Source organism: Marinactinospora thermotolerans DSM 45154, assembly GCF_900167435.1.
Taxonomy (GTDB): Bacteria; Actinomycetota; Actinomycetes; order Streptosporangiales; family Streptosporangiaceae; genus Marinactinospora; species Marinactinospora thermotolerans.
In genome coordinates this window covers 25,166-44,306 of the sequence record NZ_FUWS01000010.1, presented here as the reverse complement: position 1 = coordinate 44,306, position 19,141 = coordinate 25,166, and the positions used below count along the sequence as shown (strand labels likewise).

At 71.7% G+C, this 19,141-nt stretch carries 16 protein-coding genes; 14 read left to right on the top strand and 2 right to left on the bottom strand.

Translation table 11 applies throughout. From position 1 onward, the window contains the following. Positions 1–959 precede the first annotated feature (959 nt). The 3 genes from B5D66_RS17625 (at position 960) to B5D66_RS17615 (ending at position 5,091) form a co-directional block, all read left to right on the top strand. A complete protein-coding gene (locus B5D66_RS17625; protein ID WP_078763046.1) occupies positions 960–2,939 on the top strand; it encodes a SpoIIE family protein phosphatase in 1,980 nt (659 codons plus the stop codon). A gap of 70 nt (positions 2,940–3,009) precedes the next feature. After that, complete coding sequence (locus tag B5D66_RS17620) at positions 3,010–3,699, top strand: phosphatase PAP2 family protein (protein ID WP_159457286.1); 690 nt, start codon at positions 3,010–3,012, stop codon at positions 3,697–3,699. Positions 3,700–3,774: 75 nt separating this feature from the next. After that, positions 3,775–5,091 (top strand): replication-associated recombination protein A, encoded by a 1,317-nt coding sequence (locus B5D66_RS17615; protein WP_078762876.1) that lies wholly within the window; start codon positions 3,775–3,777, stop codon positions 5,089–5,091. 12 nt (positions 5,092–5,103) lie between these two features. Here B5D66_RS17615 and B5D66_RS25175 read toward each other — a convergent pair whose 3' ends face one another. Together B5D66_RS25175 and B5D66_RS17605 are read right to left on the bottom strand one after the other, a co-directional pair. Next, complete coding sequence (locus B5D66_RS25175; protein ID WP_144390190.1) at positions 5,104–5,670, bottom strand: hypothetical protein; 567 nt, start codon at positions 5,668–5,670, stop codon at positions 5,104–5,106. A 75-nt stretch (positions 5,671–5,745) separates the two neighbouring features. Continuing rightward, positions 5,746–7,305: a serine/threonine-protein kinase gene (locus tag B5D66_RS17605; RefSeq protein ID WP_078762875.1), complete on the bottom strand. Its 1,560-nt coding sequence runs from the start codon at positions 7,303–7,305 to the stop codon at positions 5,746–5,748. 443 nt (positions 7,306–7,748) lie between these two features. On the opposite strand from B5D66_RS17605, the gene B5D66_RS17600 reads away from it, so the two are divergent. The 11 genes from B5D66_RS17600 (at position 7,749) to B5D66_RS17550 (ending at position 19,090) form a co-directional block, all read left to right on the top strand. Further along, positions 7,749–8,141 (top strand): DUF948 domain-containing protein, encoded by a 393-nt coding sequence (locus B5D66_RS17600; protein ID WP_078762874.1) that lies wholly within the window; start codon positions 7,749–7,751, stop codon positions 8,139–8,141. Next, positions 8,138–8,440 (top strand): hypothetical protein, encoded by a 303-nt coding sequence (locus tag B5D66_RS17595; RefSeq protein ID WP_078762873.1) that lies wholly within the window; start codon positions 8,138–8,140, stop codon positions 8,438–8,440. The genes B5D66_RS17600 and B5D66_RS17595 overlap by 4 nt, the downstream gene beginning before the upstream one ends. Then, positions 8,440–11,112 carry an alanine--tRNA ligase gene (gene alaS / locus B5D66_RS17590; RefSeq protein ID WP_078762872.1) on the top strand — a complete coding sequence of 891 codons (2,673 nt, stop codon included), beginning with the start codon at positions 8,440–8,442 and terminating at the stop codon, positions 11,110–11,112. Before B5D66_RS17595 ends, alaS begins: the two co-directional genes overlap by 1 nt. Positions 11,113–11,188: 76 nt before the next feature. Beyond that, complete coding sequence (ruvX, locus tag B5D66_RS17585) at positions 11,189–11,668, top strand: Holliday junction resolvase RuvX (protein WP_078762871.1); 480 nt, start codon at positions 11,189–11,191, stop codon at positions 11,666–11,668. A 728-nt stretch (positions 11,669–12,396) separates the two neighbouring features. Continuing rightward, positions 12,397–13,887, top strand: a complete 1,491-nt coding sequence (mltG, locus tag B5D66_RS17580) for an endolytic transglycosylase MltG (RefSeq protein WP_235001072.1) — start codon at positions 12,397–12,399, stop codon at positions 13,885–13,887. A 64-nt stretch (positions 13,888–13,951) separates the two neighbouring features. After that, positions 13,952–14,803 carry a shikimate dehydrogenase gene (locus tag B5D66_RS17575; RefSeq protein ID WP_078762869.1) on the top strand — a complete coding sequence of 284 codons (852 nt, stop codon included), beginning with the start codon at positions 13,952–13,954 and terminating at the stop codon, positions 14,801–14,803. Between the two features lie 392 nt (positions 14,804–15,195). Beyond that, entirely contained in the window at positions 15,196–15,798 is a 603-nt protein-coding gene (infC, locus tag B5D66_RS17570; RefSeq protein WP_078762868.1) for a translation initiation factor IF-3, read from the top strand. A 253-nt stretch (positions 15,799–16,051) separates the two neighbouring features. Next, positions 16,052–16,243, top strand: a complete 192-nt coding sequence (rpmI, locus tag B5D66_RS17565) for a 50S ribosomal protein L35 (RefSeq protein WP_078762867.1) — start codon at positions 16,052–16,054, stop codon at positions 16,241–16,243. A gap of 187 nt (positions 16,244–16,430) precedes the next feature. Next, a complete protein-coding gene (gene rplT / locus B5D66_RS17560; protein WP_078762866.1) occupies positions 16,431–16,802 on the top strand; it encodes a 50S ribosomal protein L20 in 372 nt (123 codons plus the stop codon). Between the two features lie 14 nt (positions 16,803–16,816). Continuing rightward, on the top strand, positions 16,817–17,626 hold the full coding sequence (locus B5D66_RS17555) for a TrmH family RNA methyltransferase (protein ID WP_078762865.1): 810 nt from the start codon (positions 16,817–16,819) through the stop codon (positions 17,624–17,626). 435 nt (positions 17,627–18,061) lie between these two features. Next, positions 18,062–19,090, top strand: a complete 1,029-nt coding sequence (locus B5D66_RS17550) for a sensor histidine kinase (protein ID WP_235001094.1) — start codon at positions 18,062–18,064, stop codon at positions 19,088–19,090. Positions 19,091–19,141 lie beyond the last annotated feature (51 nt).

Here is a 19,141-nt window from a genome sequence, read left to right as displayed (position 1 = left end):
CGCAAAGCGGCGCGACAGTGGTCCGCCCGCGCCGCCGTTCCGCAGCACCGAAGACGGCGCGATGATCAGGGGAGCGGATTCCCGGGAGTCTCGGATAACGGGTGTGGGGCGGCATAGGGGGACGAATCGCCCGTCGCCATTCGATGGTCGCGCAAGCGCCGAGGTGTTTCAGAGGGTGACGCCGCCACTTCGCACCGTTTCGATTTTGATGTGTGGCGGTCCGGTGTCCCAGGGCGTCTATTCGGGGCCGTCCCCCAACGGTGACCAATGGCCGTCCCGTAATGCCGTGAATGGCGTTGAAGTGCCAGAACGAGGGGGCGGGTTTCCCCCTTCCACGGCGGCCGTCCGGGGAAAGAACAGATGGGCGTGTGCCGAAAGACGCTCCCCGTCGGTCCCGGACGGGAACGACGCCTCGCGGCCGGGGAGCGCGGTCCGGCCTCTGCTTGGGCGGGGGGTCGCCCTCGGCCGTCGTCATCCCCGTGGCCTCCTCGCCGGCCCTGGTCGGAGCCTGCCGGGCGCGGCACCGGGACGGCGGTTCCCGATGGGAGGCCGCCGTGCCCGGTCCGATGTGGCGGGTTTCCGGTAGGGACTTTCGGTCCGGAGAACAGGAAGGGTCATCGGATATTTCCGCTCCGGCCGGAGTCACGCCGGAGTAACGATTTCGGCAAATGGTGGCCGGGTGGGGCCGGCGATTCGCTTGTATTCATCTCGTCCGGCCGCGTTTTGTTCCCGGTGTAGTGAAATGATCTGTGCGAGTGGGAATCCGGGCGCCGGCCGGTGTTGCCGAATCGGGGCGCTCCTCACCTGCTCCGACGGGTGACCATGTCGTTAAACTAAGCCGAATCGGATGTTCTCGGGGGACCCCGCTGAGGTGGGCGGGACATCCGTAACGACACAGGGATGATCTATACGTGAACGGCACAACCGGCATCACCGATGGCTTCGCCGGTTCCGGGGGAATGACCGGTGCGGCTTTCGCGGCGGGCGCGGGGGACCCGGCCGCCGCCGCGTTCCGGCGCGCGTCGGCGGCCATGTTCGTCGTCGACCACGAGGGCCATGTCCTGCTGGCCAACCGCGCGTTCGGCGAGCTCGTCGGACGGACCCCGGACGAGATCGCCGGCTGCCTGTGGCCGGAGTTGTTCTCCGAACCGGGACAGGCGTGGGAGCTGCACCGTGCCGCCACGCACAGAGCCCCTCAGCAGGCGCAGCGCAGTCTGACCCTGGTCGGTGTCGACGGCGCCCAACCCCGGGTCATCGTCGAGCCGTGCCCGCTCGACGGGGGCGGGGAGGAGGCCGGTCCGGCCGCCGGGCTCGTCGTGGTCTGCCACCGTCCCATGCGGGACGAGGAGATGCTGCGCGCCGTCACCGAACTGCGCACCGAGAACTCCGACACCGCGCTGTGGACCTTGGACCTGTCAACCGGTGAGCTGGGCGAGCTGTTCGGCCCCTCCCCTCTCGGGAGGTTGCTCGCCGGCGACAACCGGACCCTGGAGGAGTGCCTGGCCCGGGTGCACCGCGACGACATCGCGCGGTTGCGCGACGCGATGGAGGCCTCCTATCAGGGACGCGACTACGAGCAGCGATTCCGGATGTTCGACCAGGTCGGTGAGGAACGCTGGCTGCACGCCCGGGCCAGATACCTCGACAGCGGCGGCCCCCGCCTCGTCGGGGTCGTCGACGACGTCACCGAACACGTCCAGCTCGTGCGGCGCCTGGCCGACCGTCGCCGGATCGAGGCGACCAAGGGCCGCAGGGTCAACGAACTCGCCGCCAAGCTCGTCTCCGCGACCACGGTGGACGAGGTGGCCGGTCTGCTCACCGAGCAGTTCGCGCCGATCTTCGACAGCGACGCGGCCGGCATCGTCTTGGTGGAGGACGGCAAACTCACCGTCCGTCCCGTGGGCGGTTCCGTCAGCGAGGCGGTCCGGATGATCGACGGCCGGCCCGCCGACGATCCCTCCCTGCCCGTGGGAGCGGTCCTCCAGGACCGGCAGCCCCGCTTCTTCGAAAGCCGCGCCGAACTGCTCGACCGCTTCCCCGACACCGAGGAGCTGCTGCACCGGGTGGAGGGGCAGTCCTGGGCCATCGTCCCGGTCTTCGGCGACAGTCGCGTGGCCCTGGGCGTGTGGGCGGTCTCCTGGAACCAGCCCCACCACGCCGCCCCCGACGAGCGGGCGCTGATGCTCACCCTGGCGGGGCTGGCCGGACAGGCGCTCCAGCGCGTCAGTCACCAGCAGGCCGAGCTGGAGCTGGCCGACGCCGTCCAGCGCCGGATGCTCCCGCCTCAGCTTCCGGAGTTCCCCGACCTCGACATCGCGGTCCGCTACCTCCCCTCGCGCGCCGGGTGGCGGGTGTGCGGCGACTTCTACGACGCGATCGAACTCCCCGGTGACCGCATCGGCCTGGTCGTGGGCGACGTCCAGGGCCACGGGGTCGAGGCGGCCGCCGCCATGGGGCAGATCCGGGTGGCCTTCCGCGCCTATGCGACCAACCAGATCGATCCGGGGGTCGTGCTCGCCGAGACCAACCGTCTGCTGAGCGAGACCGGCGAGATCGTCTTCGCGACCTGCGGCTACCTGGTGCTGGACCTGAACAACGGGGAGATGCAGGCCGCGTGGGCCGGCCAGCCGCCGGCGATCATCGCCACCTCCGAGAGCTTCGAGGTGTGGGCGCCCGAGACCGGACCGCCGGTCGGGGTCGACGGCGACAGCAAGTATCCCGTCACCTCCCGCCGCCTGGCGGCGGGGGAGACCCTGCTGATGTGCTCCGACGGTCTCGTCGAGAGCTCCGAGCTGCACATGGAGGAGGGGCTGCGGCAGGTGGGGGTGGCCCTGCAGAACATGGCGACCGACCTGCACGCGGCGGCCACGTCGCTGGCCGACCTCACCCCCGCGGGACGCGGCGACGACATCGCCTTCGTCCTCGCCCGCAAACGCTAGGGGCACGCGCTCGCGCGGGCGGTGACTGTCCCGCCTCTCAGCGGGTACCATCCGCGTCGCCCGTGTCCGCGTGAGAAAGGAGTCTCCCATCACCCGCCGTGCTCCCCTGTTGTCCGGTCTGGCCCTGCTGCTGGCCTTCCTGCTCCTGGTGGTCGTGCTGCTCCCCGATGTGGCGGCCCCGCCCTTCCAAGACGCGGACCAGGCGATCACCGACGCGGCCCGTGACACGCGCTCCCCCTTCCTCACCTCGGTCGCGGTCTTCCTCGACTACATCGGGCAGCGTCCCTGGGGGGCGGTGCTGCTCGCGGGGGTGCTCATCCCGCTCCTGGTCACCCGTCGCCTGCGGGCCGCCCTGCTGGTGGCCGTCGCCTGGCTGGTGACCTCGGCGGTCACGGTGCCGCTGGTCAAGACGCTGCTGGACCGGGAACGTCCACTCCAGCAGCTGGTCGAGACGGGAACGGCGTCCTTCCCCTCGGGGCACACGGCCTACGCGGCGGTGCTCGCCATGTCGGTCGTCGCGGTGTGGCCCGGCCGCCGGGGATGGGCGTTGGCGGGCGGTCTGCTGTTCACCGCGTTGATGGGCTGGAGCCGCATCTACCTCGGGGTCCACTGGTTCTCCGACACCCTCGCCGGCGCGCTCATCGGCTGGTCCATCGCCCTGCTCACCTGGTGGGCGCTGCCGCAGGAGAGGACGTCGGAGAAGGTGGGCGGACAGGAGACGCCTGCCGGCCCGCCCGAGCGGGATCGAGACGGCGGATGAGTCCCGGCCTTTGGGCCGGGAGCGGCGTGGTCGCGAGGAGCAAGGCCGGGGCCGGTGGCGCATAGGCTGGGAGGCGTGTCCGAAACGCTGTTCGATGACGCCGGGGCCGAAGCCCAGCGGAGCCAGGAACCCCTTGCCGTGCGCATGCGCCCGCGCACGCTCGACGAGGTCGTCGGGCAGCGCCACCTGCTCGGCGAGGGCAGCCCGCTGCGAAGGCTGGTCGAGGACGACGCGCCGATGTCCCTCTTCCTGTGGGGGCCGCCCGGCACGGGAAAGACCACGCTGGCCACGGTGGTCAGCCGGGCGACGCAACGCCGCTTCGTGGAGCTCTCCGCGGTCACCGCGGGGGTCAAGGACGTGCGCGCGGTCATCGACGAGGCGCGTCGGCAGATGGGGATGCGCGGCACCCGCACGCTGCTCTTCGTCGACGAGGTCCACCGGTTCAACAAGACCCAGCAGGACGCCCTCCTGCCCGCGGTGGAGAACCGTTGGGTGAGCTTCATCGGCGCGACCACCGAGAACCCGTTCTTCTCCGTGGTCAGCCCCCTGATGTCGAGGTCGCTGCTGCTCACCTTGGAGCCCCTCACCGACGAGGACGTGCGCGCGGTGCTGGAACGCGCGCTGACCGACGAGCGCGGGCTGGGGGGACGCTACACGCTCGCCGGGGCCGCGGCCGAGCACCTGGTGCGGCTGGCCGGCGGTGACGCCCGCAGGTCGCTGACCTACCTTGAGGCCGCCGCGCTGGTGGCCGGCACCCGGCCAGAGATCGGCGTGGCCGACGTGGAGCGCGCCGTCGACCGGCACGCCGTCCGTTACGACCGCTCCGGCGACCAGCACTACGACGTGGTCAGCGCGTTCATCAAGAGCATGCGCGGTAGCGACGTGGACGCGGCGCTGCACTACCTCGCCCGCATGATCGAGGCGGGGGAGGACCCGCGGTTCATCGCCCGGCGCATCGTCGTGCACGCCAGCGAGGACGTCGGCATGGCCGACCCCATGGCGTTGCAGGTCGCGGTCGCCGCGGCCCAGGCGGTCGAGTTGGTCGGCCTGCCCGAAGCCCGCATCAACCTGGCCCAGGCGGTCATCCACATCGCCCTCGCCCCCAAGTCCAACGCGGTGATCGGCGCCATCGACGCGGCCCTGGGGGACGTGCGCGCCGGGCGGGCCGGCCCGGTCCCGCCGCACCTGCGCGACGGCCACTACAAGGGGGCCAGGGAACTCGGCCACGGCGAGGGCTACAAGTACGCCCACGACTTCCCCGGCGGGGTGGTCGCCCAGCGTTACGCGCCCGACTCCGTCGCCGAGCGCGAGTACTACCGGCCCACCACGCACGGCGCGGAGCGCAGGTTCGGCGAGGTGCTGGAACGGATCAAGGGGGTGCTGCGGGGGTGATCCGGGGGAAGGTCACTGGGGGTCGCGCGCGTTGGGCTGGGGAACCTCGCGGGCCTCGCTGATCTCCAGCGTCCCGTCCTCGCCCGTGGTGTAGCCGACCTCCAGGAGTATCGGCGCGGTGCTGCGTTCGACCGCGTCGACGAGCTCCTCCGCGGAGGTCTGCCATGTCGGCCGCCCGTCCGCGTCGAACAGGTGGTCCTCCACCCACTCCGGTGCGCAGTGCAGCCCGCAGAGCACCTCGGCGTCGGGCAGCACCCGGGCCCAGCGCAGGGGGGTGTGCTCCGACACGCCCCATCGGCCGTCGTCGGGTTTGGGCTCGTCCAGCTCGGAGACCTTCGTGGCCTGGGCGTAGGGCAGCACGCCGGCCCCCGCGGGGCGGGGCGCCTCGGGTGTCACGCCCGACACCAGGTAGACCATGCCCGTTCCACGTTCCGGCAGGGGGGTGGGGGAGGGGGCGGAAGGGGAGGGCGAGGGGGAGGGCTCCGGGGCGGCCGCCCCGGAGCCGGACGCCTCGGCGCAGGCCGTGCCCAGGGCCAGGAGCCCCAGACTGGTCAGGAGAAACCGGGAGGAGGTCCGCATCCCCGCATTATCGGCCGCTCCGTCCGCCGATGACGCTGGGCTGTCACGTTCCGGCCAACACGGGCCTACGGAGGGTCAGCCGCTCGAAGGCGGCAGCAGTTCGGTGACCGCCACGATCTCGGGAAGCCCGTCCTCGCCCTCTTCGTCCGCGAAGGTCACCTCGGCGATCACGACGTCGCCCCACCCCAGGTAGTCGATGAGGTCCTGCCCGGTCACCGGGTAGGTGCCGTGCCCCTCGTCGTCGACGCTGACCTGTCCGGGGATCATGCAGAACCGGGCGCATCGGACCTCGGCGTCGGGGGCGATGCGCGCCTCGGCCACCTCGTCGACGTCGCGCCACCGGGCGCTCCACTCCTGGGGCGTCGGGGGCCGGCCGTCGTCGGTGGAGGGGGAGGGCGCGGCGTCCTCCACGGGCTCCACCTCGGTGTAGACCCAGGGGCCCTCGAATGGGGACGGCTGGGGGACCGCCCCGAAACGGACCACGGCGGTGTCGGGCCCCTCGCTGACCGGTTCGGCCGGCGTGGGGGAGGAGGGGAGGGAGGGGCGCGCGGACGGGGCGGCCTGGGGAGCGTCGGAGGTCGCCGAGACCACCGCCCACGTCCCCACGCCGGCCAGGGCCAGCACCAGCGCGGCGGCGCCGCCGAGCAGCAGGCCGCGCCCCCGACCGGAGCGAGCCGCCCCGTCCAGGTGGACGACCCGCGGCAGGCCGGCCGGCTCGAGGATGCCCTGCCACTCGTGGGTCAGGAGCTGGGTGACGGCCGTCCCCGGTACCTCGGGGTGCAGGGCGGCGGTGCTGGCCTCCCAGACCGCGATGGTGGCGCCCATGATCTCGCGCAGCGAGGGGCGCCGCCGCGGGTCCTCCTCCAGGGTCCGTCGCAACAGCGGCTCCAGCACCGCGGGGACCCCGGCGAGGTCGGGGGCGCCCTCGGCGATGCGGGGGACGACCTCCTCGGGCAGCCCCATGCCGAACGGGGAGCGGCCGGTCGCGGCGAAGACCACGACACAGCCCCAGCCGAACACGTCGGCGGCAGGGGAGGGGGGATCCCCGAGGTGACGCTCGGGGGCCAGCCAGGCGGCCGAGGAACGCAGCATTGTCGCGTCGCCGGGGAGGGCGCAGTCCAACAGGCGCGGTCCCGAGGAGCCGAGCAGGATGTTGCTGGGTTTGAGGTCGCCGTGCGCGAGCCCCGCCCCGTGCAGTGCGGAGAGCCCTTCGGCCAGTCCGGCCGCCAGCGCGACGAGGCGGCCCTCGCCCAGGGGGCCGCGTTTGCGCACGTACTGGGCGAGCGGAACACCGGACGTGTAGGGCATGGCCAGCCATGGCGGGGTCGCGCGCGCGTCGAAGGCGACGGGCGGGACGTAGCAGCGCCCGTCGACCTCCGCCAACGCCCGCAGGCGCCCCTCCAACTCGACGAGGGTCGCCTCGTCGGTCAGGTGCGAGGGGTGCAGGGTCTTGACCGCGAGCACCGCGTCGCTGGTCACCGCCGGATTCACCGCCGCGTAGACGGTCCCGGTGCGCCCCGAGCCGATGCGGCCGATCACCGTGTAGGGGCCGATGGTCCGGGGATCCTCGGGCGCGAGGGGAATGAGATTGGGAGGCACCAGGACGGAGATCGTCCGCTGGGAACGTCGGCTCATGGGGGGTCCTGTCTCAGTGAAATCCGTGGGGGCGGAGATACGCGGCGCAATCGTAGCCACTGTCGATGGGGCTTTCCCGCGGCGGCGACCCGGGCGCGCCGAGACACAGCTCACCCGTGCGGTCGGGCGCGCCCCGGTCGCCTGCTCCCGTCCCTTGTCACGGTAGGGGACGAGGGGGGAGACGGGGGGATCTTGTCCCGATCACGGTCGGGGTTCTCCCGTGACGCGCTGTGGGGGATGGGGCGGCCTCTTCCCCGGACGCGATAGGGTCACCCCTATTCGGATCTTTTCGGCGCCCTCGACGGATCCCGGTGGAACCGAGGGCCGGGCCGGCTGAGGAGCCCGGTCCCGTGATCCGCGGGACCCGTACCGCTGTCCCGGTGGCGCCAGACGCCTGTCCAACCCGTTCGTTCGCGAACGTCCCCAATCATTGCGGAGTCCGCATGCTGACCGGAGGAGAACTGGCCGCCCTGATCGCCGTGGTGGTCTGGGCGGTGCTGGTCGCGTTCCTGTGCGTTGCGCTCGTCAGGCTCACACGGCTGCTGACCGAGGCCACGAAGGTCGTCTCGGAGTTCGGCAAGCGTACGGCCCCGTTGCTCGACGACGTCGCCGCGACCGTCGAACGGACTAATGTGTCCCTGGAACGGGTGGAAGAGATCACCGCGAACGTGGCCACCACGACCGAGGACGTGTCGAGCATGACCGCTCTCACCCGGTCGGTCGTCACCGGCCCGCTGGTGAAGATCGCCTCCTTCTCCTATGGGGTTCGCCGTGTGCTCGGCCAGCGCCGGGCGCTCGCCGTCATCCGCACCCGACGTCGGAGGGAGGGCGCGTGATCGGCAGGACCTTCTGTTTCTTCGCGGGCGCGGCCGTCGGCGGGTATCTTGTGCACAAGCTCAACCGCACCGTTCGTGCGTGGAGCCCGGGCGGTATCGCCGACCGCGTCGAGGGCCACGTCGCCGATTATCGCGCCGCCCTCCGCGAGTTCAACGAGGACGTCCAGGACGCCATGGAACGACACGAGGCCGAACTGCGTCGTCGTTACTCTCCCGCCGACGCGAGCCGCGCGCTGGAACCCGTCGAGGTCCGTCGCGGCCACCCGAAACAAGCCCACGACATGAAGGACGGCCACTGATGGAGACGGCAGAAATCGCTCGCCGCTTCCTCACTTTCTTCGAGAACAACGGGCACACCGTGGTTCCCTCTGCCAGCCTGATCGCCGAGGACCCCACGCTGCTGCTGGTCAACGCCGGCATGGTCCCGTTCAAGCCGTATTTCCTCGGCCAGCGCACGCCTCCCTACGACCGTGCCACCAGCGCCCAGAAATGCGTGCGGACGATCGACATCGACGAAGTGGGCAAGACCTCGCGCCACGCATCCTTCTTCCAGATGCTGGGCAACTTCTCCTTCGGTGACTACTTCAAGGAACAGGCGATCCCCTTCGCCTGGGAGCTGCTCACCCGTCCCGTCGGCGAAGGCGGTTTCGGCTTCGACGCCGAGAAGCTGTGGGTCACCGTCTTCCACGACGACGACGAGGCCGAGACCCTGTGGCGCGAGCGCGTGGGCGTCCCCGCCGAGCGCATCCAGCGTCGTGGCATGGCCGACAACTTCTGGTCCATGGGCGTGCCCGGTCCGTGCGGGCCCTGCTCGGAGATCTACTACGACCGCGGACCCGAGTACGGCCGCGACGGCGGCCCGATCGCCGACGAGAACCGCTACCTCGAGGTGTGGAACCTCGTGTTCATGCAGTTCGAGCGCGGCCCGGGCAGCGGCAAGGACGACTTCCCGATCCTGGGCGAGCTGCCCAGCAAGAACATCGACACCGGTATGGGCCTGGAGCGGATGGCCGCGTTGCTCCAGGGGGTCGACAACATCTACGAGACCGACACGCTCGGCCGCATCCTCGACCGCGCCGCCACGCTCACCGGGGTCAAGTACGGTGACCACGAGCGTTCCGACGTCAGCCTGCGCGTCATCGCCGACCACGTGCGCACCGCCACCATGCTCGTCTCCGACGGGGTCAAGCCCGGTAACGAGAAGCGCGGCTACGTGCTGCGCCGCATCCTGCGCCGCTCCATCCGCAACCTGCGTCTGCTCTCCGGCGACGACGTGTTCTTCATGCACGACCTCACCGACACCGCCATCCAGGCGATGGGGGGGTTGTACCCCGAGCTGGCCTCCAGCGCCGACATGATCCACAACGTGATCGACGCCGAGGAGAAGAACTTCGCCGACACGCTGCGTTCGGGGACCACCTTGTTCAACCGGGCGGCCCAGCGGACGAAGGCCGGCGGGGGGACCGTCCTGTCCGGTGACGACGCCTTCCGGCTGCACGACACCTACGGCTTCCCCATCGACCTGACCCTGGAGATGGCGGCCGAGCAGGGCCTCAGCGTCGACGAGAACACCTTCCGCGACCTGATGAACCGCCAGCGGGAGACCGGTAAGCGCGACGCGCGGCTCAAGAAGCTCGGCAACGCCGACATCAGCACCTACGCGCGGCTCCTGGAGACCTCCGGCGCGACCGCCTTCCTCGGCTACACCGACCAGGAGAGCGAGGCCCGGGTGCTCGGGCTCGTCGTCAACGGCGAGCCGGTCACGGTCGCGCGCGCCGGTGACGACGTCGAGCTGGTGCTGGACCGCACCCCCTTCTACGCCGAGAGCGGTGGCCAGCTCGCCGACAAGGGCACCATCACCGCCGACGGGCGCGGGATCATGCAGGTCGACGACGTCCAAAAGCCGCTCGCCGGCCTGTTCGTCCACCGCGGTACCGTCCGTTCCGGCGAGATCGTCGTCGACGACCAGGTGCACGCCGCCATCGACGGCGACCGCCGCGCCTCGGTCTCGCGCTCCCACTCGGCCACGCACCTGATCCACTCGGCGCTGCGCAACGCGCTGGGCCCCTCCGCGGGGCAGGCGGGTTCGGAGAACCAGCCCGGACGTCTGCGGTTCGACTTCACCGCGAACCGGGCCCTGGGCGACGCCGAGCTCGCCGAGGTCGAGGAGGAGGTCAACACCGTCCTCGCCGGCGACATCCAGGTCCGCGACTTCGAGACCACCCTGGACGAGGCGTTGGCCATGGGCGCCCTGGCGATGTTCGGTGAGAAGTACGGCGACCGGGTCCGCGTCGTCGAGATGAGCGACTACTCGCGCGAGCTGTGCGGCGGCACCCACGTCGGTGCCACCGGCCAGCTCGGCATCGTCAAGCTGCTCGGCGAGTCCTCCGTCGGTTCCGGGGTGCGCCGGGTCGAGGCCGCGGTGGGGATCGACGCCTTCCGGCGGCTGTCCAAGGAGTCCCTGCTCGTCGGACAGCTCTCCGAGCAGCTCAAGACCCCACGCGAGCAACTGCCCGAGCGCATCGACGCCATGGTGTCCCGGCTGCGCGCGGCGGAGAAGGAGATCGAGCGGCTGCGCGCCGCGCAGGTCCTCCAGGCCGCCGCTGGGCTGGCGGCCGGCGCGCGCGAGTGCGGGACCGCCCTGCTGGTCACGCACCGCGCCACCGAGGGAGTCGAAGCGGACGACCTGCGCAAGCTCGCGCTGGACGTGCGCGGCAGGCTCGGCGAGGACCGCCCGGTCGTCGTCGCGGTCACAGGTGTCCCCAAGGACCGTCCGGTCGTCGTCATCGCCGTCAACAAGGCGGGACAGGCCGCCGGGCTGAAGGCCGGCGAACTCGTCGGCCACGCCGCCCGGGTGCTGGGCGGTGGCGGCGGCGGCAAGCCGGACGTCGCCCAGGGCGGCGGCACCGACGCCGCAGCGGTGGACGCGGCGCTGCGCGCCGTGGAAGAGCGAGTCGCGGAGGCTCGGTGACCCACCCAGATCACGTGCCGGTCGTATCGGCGGCCGGTCCACCCGTTCCTGCCCGCTGCGCGGGGGAGCCCGCTCGTTGAGACACGGAGTACGACTCGCAGTCGATCCGGGTGACGCCCGGATCGGGGTCGCGCGCAGCGACCCCAGCGGAACGCTGGCCACCCCGGTGGAAACCGTCCGGCGGGGTAGAGGCGATCTCGACCGCCTCGCCGGGCTCGTGCTGGAGCACGAGGCCCGCGAGGTGATCGTCGGCTATCCGGCCTCGCTCTCGGGCGAGGAGGGGCCCGCGGCGCGTAACGCGCGGGCCTTCGCCGCCGCGTTGGCGCGCAAGCTCGCGCCCGTCCCGGTCCGGCTGGTCGACGAACGCCTGACGACCGTGACCGCCCAGACGCAGCTGCGGTCGGGCGCGTCGTTCGGCAAGCGTGGCGCACACGGCGGCCGGGCTCGCCGTGGCGTCATCGACCAGGCCGCCGCGACGGTGCTACTACAGAGCGCGCTCGACACCGAGCGTCAGACCGGACGCCCTCCAGGAGAATTGGTCGGGGAGACGGCGTGAACGACAACGATGGCTACGAGGACGGATCACGGCGCTCGCGGCGTGCGGGCCGTGACCCGTATGGCTCCCCGGAGGAGCGCGGATATCGGGAGCCCGATCCTCTGACCGACCCGTGGGAACGCGCACCGGTCCAGGCCCATCAAGGGGCCAGGGCCGCCGGGTGGCCCGACCCGGGCGCGGGAACGTCCGGCCCCGTGGCGGAGAGACGGGGCCGCAGGGCCGCCCCCGGCCCCGTGGAACCCGAGGCCGGATTCGATCCGGCCAGCCGCCCCCGTGGCCGGCGGCACCGACCGGATCCGGCCCTGGACGGCGATCTCGCCTCCGAGGTGCCGCGGGTCCCGCCCCCGGCGCCGCCCGGGACGCCCGCCTCCGGCCTGGATATCGGGGAGCGTTCCGCGGGGCGCCGTCGACGCGGGGGAACGGACGACCCCCCTCCTTCCCGGGACGGCGCCGGCCGGGAGGAGCGTGACCTCGCGGCTCCCCGGCGCGCCCGGCGGATCGAGGACGATCCGCTCGCGGACACGGCCGATTCCCACGGTGGACACGGCGCCCCGTCAGGGGGCCACCGCCGCGGCGAGGGCGACGGACGGGGCGGTGACCTTCCCCCACGGCGCCGGCGCGCTCGCAGGGGGAGGGACGAACCGGGAGACGACGAGTTCGACGCCCCGGGCGAGGAGGACTCCCGTTCCGCGGCCCCGAGACGCGGCCGGGCCGAACGGTCCGATGACATGACGTCGGTGATCGGCGCCTTCGAGCTGCCCGCCGAGGACCCCGACGAGCCCGTGGAACGTCGAAGCCGGCGCTCCCGGTCTCGTGACGTCGATCTCGATGATGAGGAGGTCGGTTCCGGGCGGCGGGGCCGGCGTTCGCGTGGTCGTGACGACGAGGAGGACGAGGGCGGCTCGCGGCGTTGTTCTCGTTCCCGGTCCCGTGAGGCCGATCTCGATGATGAGGAGGTCGGTTCCGGGCGGCGGGGCCGGCGTTCGCGTGGTCGTGATGACGAGGAGGACGAGGGCGGCGCGCGGCGGAGGTCGCGTTCCCGGGGCCGCGACGCCGACCCCGACGATGACGAGGAGGCTCCGGCTCCCCGTAGGGCGCGCTCCCGCGCGCGCGGGGACGATGACGCGGAGGGGACGGGGGAACGCCGCGGCGGTTCCCGGCGCGCCCCCCGTCGCCGGGCCGGCCGGCGCCGGCCGGCGAAGTGGCTGGTCGTCACGGCCGCGGTGGTGATCCTGGGCGGAGGTGTCGGCGGGGCCGTCGTGCTGCGCCCCTACCTGTTCCCGCCCGACTACGACGGAGAGGGCACCGGGGAGGTCGAGGTCGTCATCGAGGCCGGCGACACCGGGGCCGATGTCGGCGCCGCCCTCCAGGAGGCCGGTGTCGTCGCGAGCGTGCGGGCCTTCACCAACGCGATCACCGACGAGGCCGGCATCACCCCCGGCACCTACCGGTTGCGCTCGCAGATGAGCGCGGACGCCGCGGTGGAGCTGCTGTCGGACCCGGCCTCGCGTGTCGGCGTCCAGGTCACCATCCGCGAGGGACTGCGCTCCAGCAGCATCCTGGAGGAGATCTCGGCGAACACCGAGATCCCGCTGGAGGAGCTGGAGGCCGCCTACAACGACACCGAGGCGTTGGGACTGCCCGAGTACGCCACGGCGGGGCCCGAGGGGTACCTCTTCCCCGACACCTACATGTTCGAGCCGAATGCCGAGGCCGTCGACATCCTCAAGCAGATGGTCGACCGCTACAAGCAGATGGCCGAGGAGCTCGACCTGGAGGCGAGGGCGCAGGAGACCGGTTACACCCCCAACGAGATCATGGCGATGGCCGCCATCATCCAGGCCGAGTCGGGAGGGGTGGAGGACATGCCCAAGATCTCCCGGGTCATCTACAACCGCCTGGAGATCGACATGGAGCTGGGGATGGACAGCACCTGCTTCTACGCGATCGGCGAGTACGGCATCGCGCTCAACAACGCCCAGCTCCAGGCGTGCCGGGACAGCGGCAGCGAGTACGCCACCTACTACCGCAGCGGTCTGCCGATCGGTCCGATCGTCAGTCCCGGCGCCGACGCGATCAACGCGGCCCTGGATCCGGCCGAGGGCGAGTGGCTCTTCTTCGTCGCCACCGATCCGGAGAACGGGATCACCGAGTTCGCCGAGACCGAGGCGGAGTTCCTGGAACTGGTGGACAAGTTCCAGCAGAGCCAGCAGAACTAGAGAGAATCGGCGGGCGCGCACCCAGGCGGGCGCGCCCGCCCCAGGCAGGATCGCAGGAGGAACGGTGAAGCGTGCCGCCGTGCTCGGTTCCCCCATCGCCCATTCGCTCTCCCCGGTGCTGCACCGGGCCGCCTACGCGGAGCTGGGTCTGGCGGGGGAGTGGACCTATGACCGTTACGAGTGCGCGGAGGACGGGCTCGCCGCCTTCCTCGAGGGCTGTGACGACTCCTGGGCGGGGCTGTCGCTGACCATGCCCCTCAAACGTGTCGCGCTGGCGCTGGCCGACGAGGTCGAGGAGACCGCCGCGCAGGTCGGCGGGGCCAACACCATCGTCTTCAGGGACGGGCGGCGTCACGCCGCCAACACCGATGTCACCGGGATCGTCGAAGCCCTGCGCGAGGCGGGGGTGACGCGCGTGCGCACCGCCACGATCCTGGGCGCCGGCGCGACCGCGGCCTCGGCGCTGGCCGCGGTGCGTCGGCTCGGGGCCACGGAGCCCGGCGCGGTGACCGTCCTGGCCCGTTACCTGGGCCGCACGGCCGGGATCTCCGAGGCGGCCGAACGGATGGGAGCCCGGATCGCCATCGCCCCGCTGGGCGGGCTGGCCGCACATCTCGACGTCGACCTCGTGGTCTCCACCCTGCCCGAGGGTGCCGCGGACGACTTCGCCGGCGAGATCGCCGCGAGCCGGGCCTCCGTGTTCGACGTCGTCTACGCCTCCTGGCCGACCGGGCTGGCGCGCGCCGCCTCCGCGGCGGGGCGCACGGTGGTGGGCGGTTTCCCCATGCTGCTGCACCAGGCCGTGGCGCAGGTGGAGCTGATGACCGGTTGTTCGCCGGTCCCCGTCGCCGCGATGCGCGAGGCGGGGGAGTCCGAGCTCCACCGTCGCCGGAAAGCCGATGAACGCGGGGAATAGCGCCTCTTTCGGTGTGGTTGACACTGCTGTGGGAGGTCCGCCCGTTCCGTGGGTCGCCAGGGGGTGTTTTCCTGGTAGAGTGAGTTCCTGACCTGATCCGGCGCCCGTGGGCGTCCGGACATGTAAGCGGAGGCCGATCCTCCCACCTTCGGGGGCCTTGCCCGCGTGGGTTCCGGTACACGATACGGAGATCGTCTCGCGCCCTGGGCGCGATCCCGCGTCCTTCGTAGCGTGGCGCGAGGGTCAACGGCCCGCACGGGCTCGAAGGCTCCTCGTGTCACCCGGTGGATCACCCCGCTTGCAGCCGCTGGCGGGGTTTTTGCATTGGCTCACGGGCCTGGGCGACCCCCCAACATCCGAAAGCACTCGACGAAAGATGAGGGAGGGGTCCCATCAGCGCTGAGCAGCCCCGCATCAACGACCGAATCCGGGTTCCCGAGGTCCGCCTGGTCGGACCGAACGGTGAGCAGGTCGGCATCGTCCCCGTCGGCGACGCCCTCCGCCTCGCCCAGGAGGCCGACCTCGACCTGGTCGAGGTCGCCCCGACCGCCCGGCCGCCGGTCGCGAAGCTGATGGACTACGGAAAGTTCAAGTACGAGTCCGCGGTCAAGGCGCGCGAGTCGCGTAAGAACCAGACGAACACGATCATCAAGGAGATCAAGCTCCGCCCGAAGATCGACCCGCACGACTACGAGACCAAGAAGGGTCACGTGGTCCGGTTCCTCAAGGGCGGCGACAAGGTCAAGGTGACGATCATGTTCCGTGGTCGGGAGCAGTCCCGGCCGGAGCTGGGCCGCCGACTGCTGAGCCGGCTGGCCGAGGACGTTCAGGAACTGGGTCAGGTCGAGTCCCAGCCCAAGCAGGACGGCCGCAACATGGTCATGGTGATCGGCCCGCACAAGCGGCGCGCCGAGCACAAGGCCGAGGCGCGCGCCGCCGCCGAAGGCAGGACCCGCGGGCAGCGGCCGGCCGCGCGCACCGACCAGGGGGAGTAACCCCCGCCGGGCTCTCCCGGTGGTGATGGCGCCCGCCGCGGGCCCCACCCGACGACGGCGAGGGGGCCATGTGGGGGAGGGCATGCGAGTGACCCGGCCCCACGGGCCGCCTCGCCGCACCATGAGACACGGCCGGGTGGACGTTCCCGAATTCCGCACTGGCCGGCTCCGTGTAGCGCAGAGCGTCCAAGTACCCGTGCCACCAGTCCTCGGTGGCACGCCGAGTGAGTAGCTGAAGGAGACGACGGCGACAATGCCGAAGAACAAATCGCACAGTGGGGCCAGCAAGCGTTTCCGCGTGACCGGCTCCGGCAAGATCATGCGCCGCCGTGCCAACAAGAACCACCTCCTGGAGCACAAGCCCACCAAGCGCACCCGCCGGCTCAGCCCGGAGGTCCAGCTGGCTCCGGCCGACACCAGGAAGATCAAGAAGCTGCTCGGCTAGCTCTGACGCCGCTTTCCCCGGGTGTCGCACGGGCCGAACGAACGCCCGCGCCGCCCACCCGCATCGCGGGTCGCCGGCCGCACCGCCCGGCGAGCAAGTCCGTTCAACCAGGCCGACCGGTCCTTTCGACCGGCGGGGCCGACCGGTAGCGCGGTGATCGCGCACCGGATATCCACGAGGAGTCACAGTGGCACGCGTCAAGCGCGCTCTCAACGCCAAGAAGAAGCGCCGGGTCGTCCTCGAGCGCGCCAGCGGTTACCGCGGCCAGCGGTCGCGCCTGTACCGCAAGGCCAAGGAGCAGATGCTCCACTCGATGACCTACGCCTACCGGGACCGCAAGGACCGTAAGGGCCAGTTCCGGCGGCTGTGGATCCAGCGCATCAACGCGGCCTCCCGCGCCAACGGCCTCACCTACAACCGCTTCATGCAGGGCCTCAAGGCCGCCGGCATCGAGGTCGACCGCCGCATGCTGGCCGAGCTCGCGGTGAACGACGCCGCCGCCTTCGCGGCGCTCGTCGAGACCGCCAAGAAGGCCATCCCGGCCCCGGCCGCGGCCTGACCGGATACGGCGCGATGGCGGGCCACGAGTTCACGAGCATCCGTTCTCCCCGGATCAAAGGGGCTCGTCGGCTCGCCAAACGCGCGTTCCGGCAGCGTGAACGGCGTTTCCTCGCGGAGGGGCCGCAGGCCGTCCGGGAGGCGCTGGCCCGTCCGGACACGGTGCACGAGCTGTATGTGACGGCCGAGGCGACCGTGCGCCACGCCGACCTGGTCGCCGCCGCCCACACGGCGGGCGTGGCGACCCACAGGGTCACCCTGGAGGTCATGGGGGAGCTCGCCCAGACGGTCTCCCCCCAAGGGCTGCTCGCGGTCTGCTCCTTCGTCGACGTGCCGCTCGCCGAGGTCAGTGGGGCGCGGCTGGCCGTGGTCCTGTCGCACGTGCGCGATCCGGGTAACGCCGGGACGGTGCTGCGGACCGCGGACGCGGCAGGCGCCGACGTCGTGATCTTCACCGACGCCTCCGTCGACCCGTACAACGGCAAGTGCGTCCGGGCGTCGGCCGGAAGCCTCTTCCACCTTCCGGTCGTCGTGGGTCCGCGCGTCGCCGAGGTCGTCGACCACCTCAGGGCCGGAGGGGCCCGTGTCCTGGCGGCCGATGGCGCGGGGGAACGCGACCTCGACGAGGTGAGCGACTCCGGCGCGCTGGCCGACAACGTGGCCTGGGTCTTCGGCAACGAGGCATGGGGACTGCCGCAGGAGACGGTCGAGCTGACCGACGGCGCGGTGCGCGTGCCGATCTACGGTGGCGCCGAGAGCCTCAACCTCGCCACGGCGGCCGCCGTGTGCCTCTACGCCACGGCGCGGGAGCAGCGCCGAAAGTGAGCCCGTCCGTTCGGGGAACGCCGCCGGGCGGGAATCCATGCGTCAGCCGCGTAATGACCCGGAATACGGGTAAGCGGGCGTCGCCGCTGTTCCACGCCGGGTCACGACGCCTCACAGGCGTCCGCCATCAGGGTCCGGTCCCGTCGCGGGGCCGGACTCCGGCTTTCCGGATTGTTGGAGCGTGCCTTCCAGCCGATACGCTCGGTATCTCACACGGACGGTGACGACGGGTCCGCCCGGCGCGTGCCGCGCGGCCGGGGCCGCGTCACGGTGCGTGACGGAGGTGGGCAGCGGGTAGGGATCCCCGGAGAGCTGTCGGCCGGTGCCGGCGGTGGGGGCTTCGCTTTCTCCCGCTGACACGGAAGTTCACATATGGCTTGGGAGGCGGTCGTGGGCGGCGACCAGTCGGCGCATACGCTCGGTCGGCACGATGGGATGCTCTCGGCCGAGGACCTGCCCGACGGGGTCCTCGTGGCCGGCCGCGACGGCCGAGTGGTGACCTTCAACCGGCGGGCCGCCCGCCTCGTCGGAGTTCCCGCCCCCTCCGCGCTGGGCCGCGACTTCCGCGACGTCCTGCCGCTGCACGACCATCAGGGACGCGACTGGTGGAAGTGCACCGACCCCTACGGGGGGTTGCGCACCCGCACCCGGCAACCCGAACGGCTGCTCATGCTCGCCGACGGCCGCGAGCTCCTGGTCGCCGCCCGTTACCTCAGGGACTGCCCGCGCGGCGAACTGTCCGGCCTGGTGGTCACCTTGCGTGACGCCGCGCACCGCGCCCGGTCCGAGCGCAGCCGGGCCGACCTCGTCTCCACCGTCGCCCACGAGCTGCGTTCGCCCCTGACCAGCGTCAAGGGGTTCACCGCCACGCTGCTGGCCAAATGGGACCGCCTCACCGAGAAGCAGAAGCGTTTCATGCTGGAGACGGTCAACGCCGACGCCGACCGTGTCACCCGGCTCATCAGCGAACTGCTCGACGTCTCCCGGATCGAGTCGGGTCGCCTGGAACTGCGACGCCAAGTGGTCGACCTCCCCGAACTCGCCCGCAGGGCCGTCGCGGGCCGCGTCGCAGCGGGGGACCCCGAGGAACGTTTCCGCCTTGAGGTGCACGGAACACTGCCGGAGCTGTGGTTGGACGCCGACAAGGTCCAGCAGATCATGGCGAACCTGGTGGAAAACGGCGTGCGGCACGGCGCTGGTACTGTCACCATTGTGATCGAGCCCCATGAGGGAGGAGCAGCGGTGTCGGTGCGCGACGAGGGCGAGGGCATACCGCCCGAGGTCATTCCGCGCGTCTTCCGTCAGTTCTGGCGTACCAAGCGCCGCGGCGGCACCGGCCTGGGGCTGTTCATCGTCAAGGGCCTGGTCGAGGCCCACGGCGGCACGATCACGGTCGGCAGGGCGCCCAGTGGCGGCGCCGAGTTCCGATTTACCGTGCCCGCCGGCACCCCCGAGTTCGTCTGAGCCCGGGACCACGGCGGGCGGTCCCAGCTTCCTTGTCGGCTTGAGTCCGCC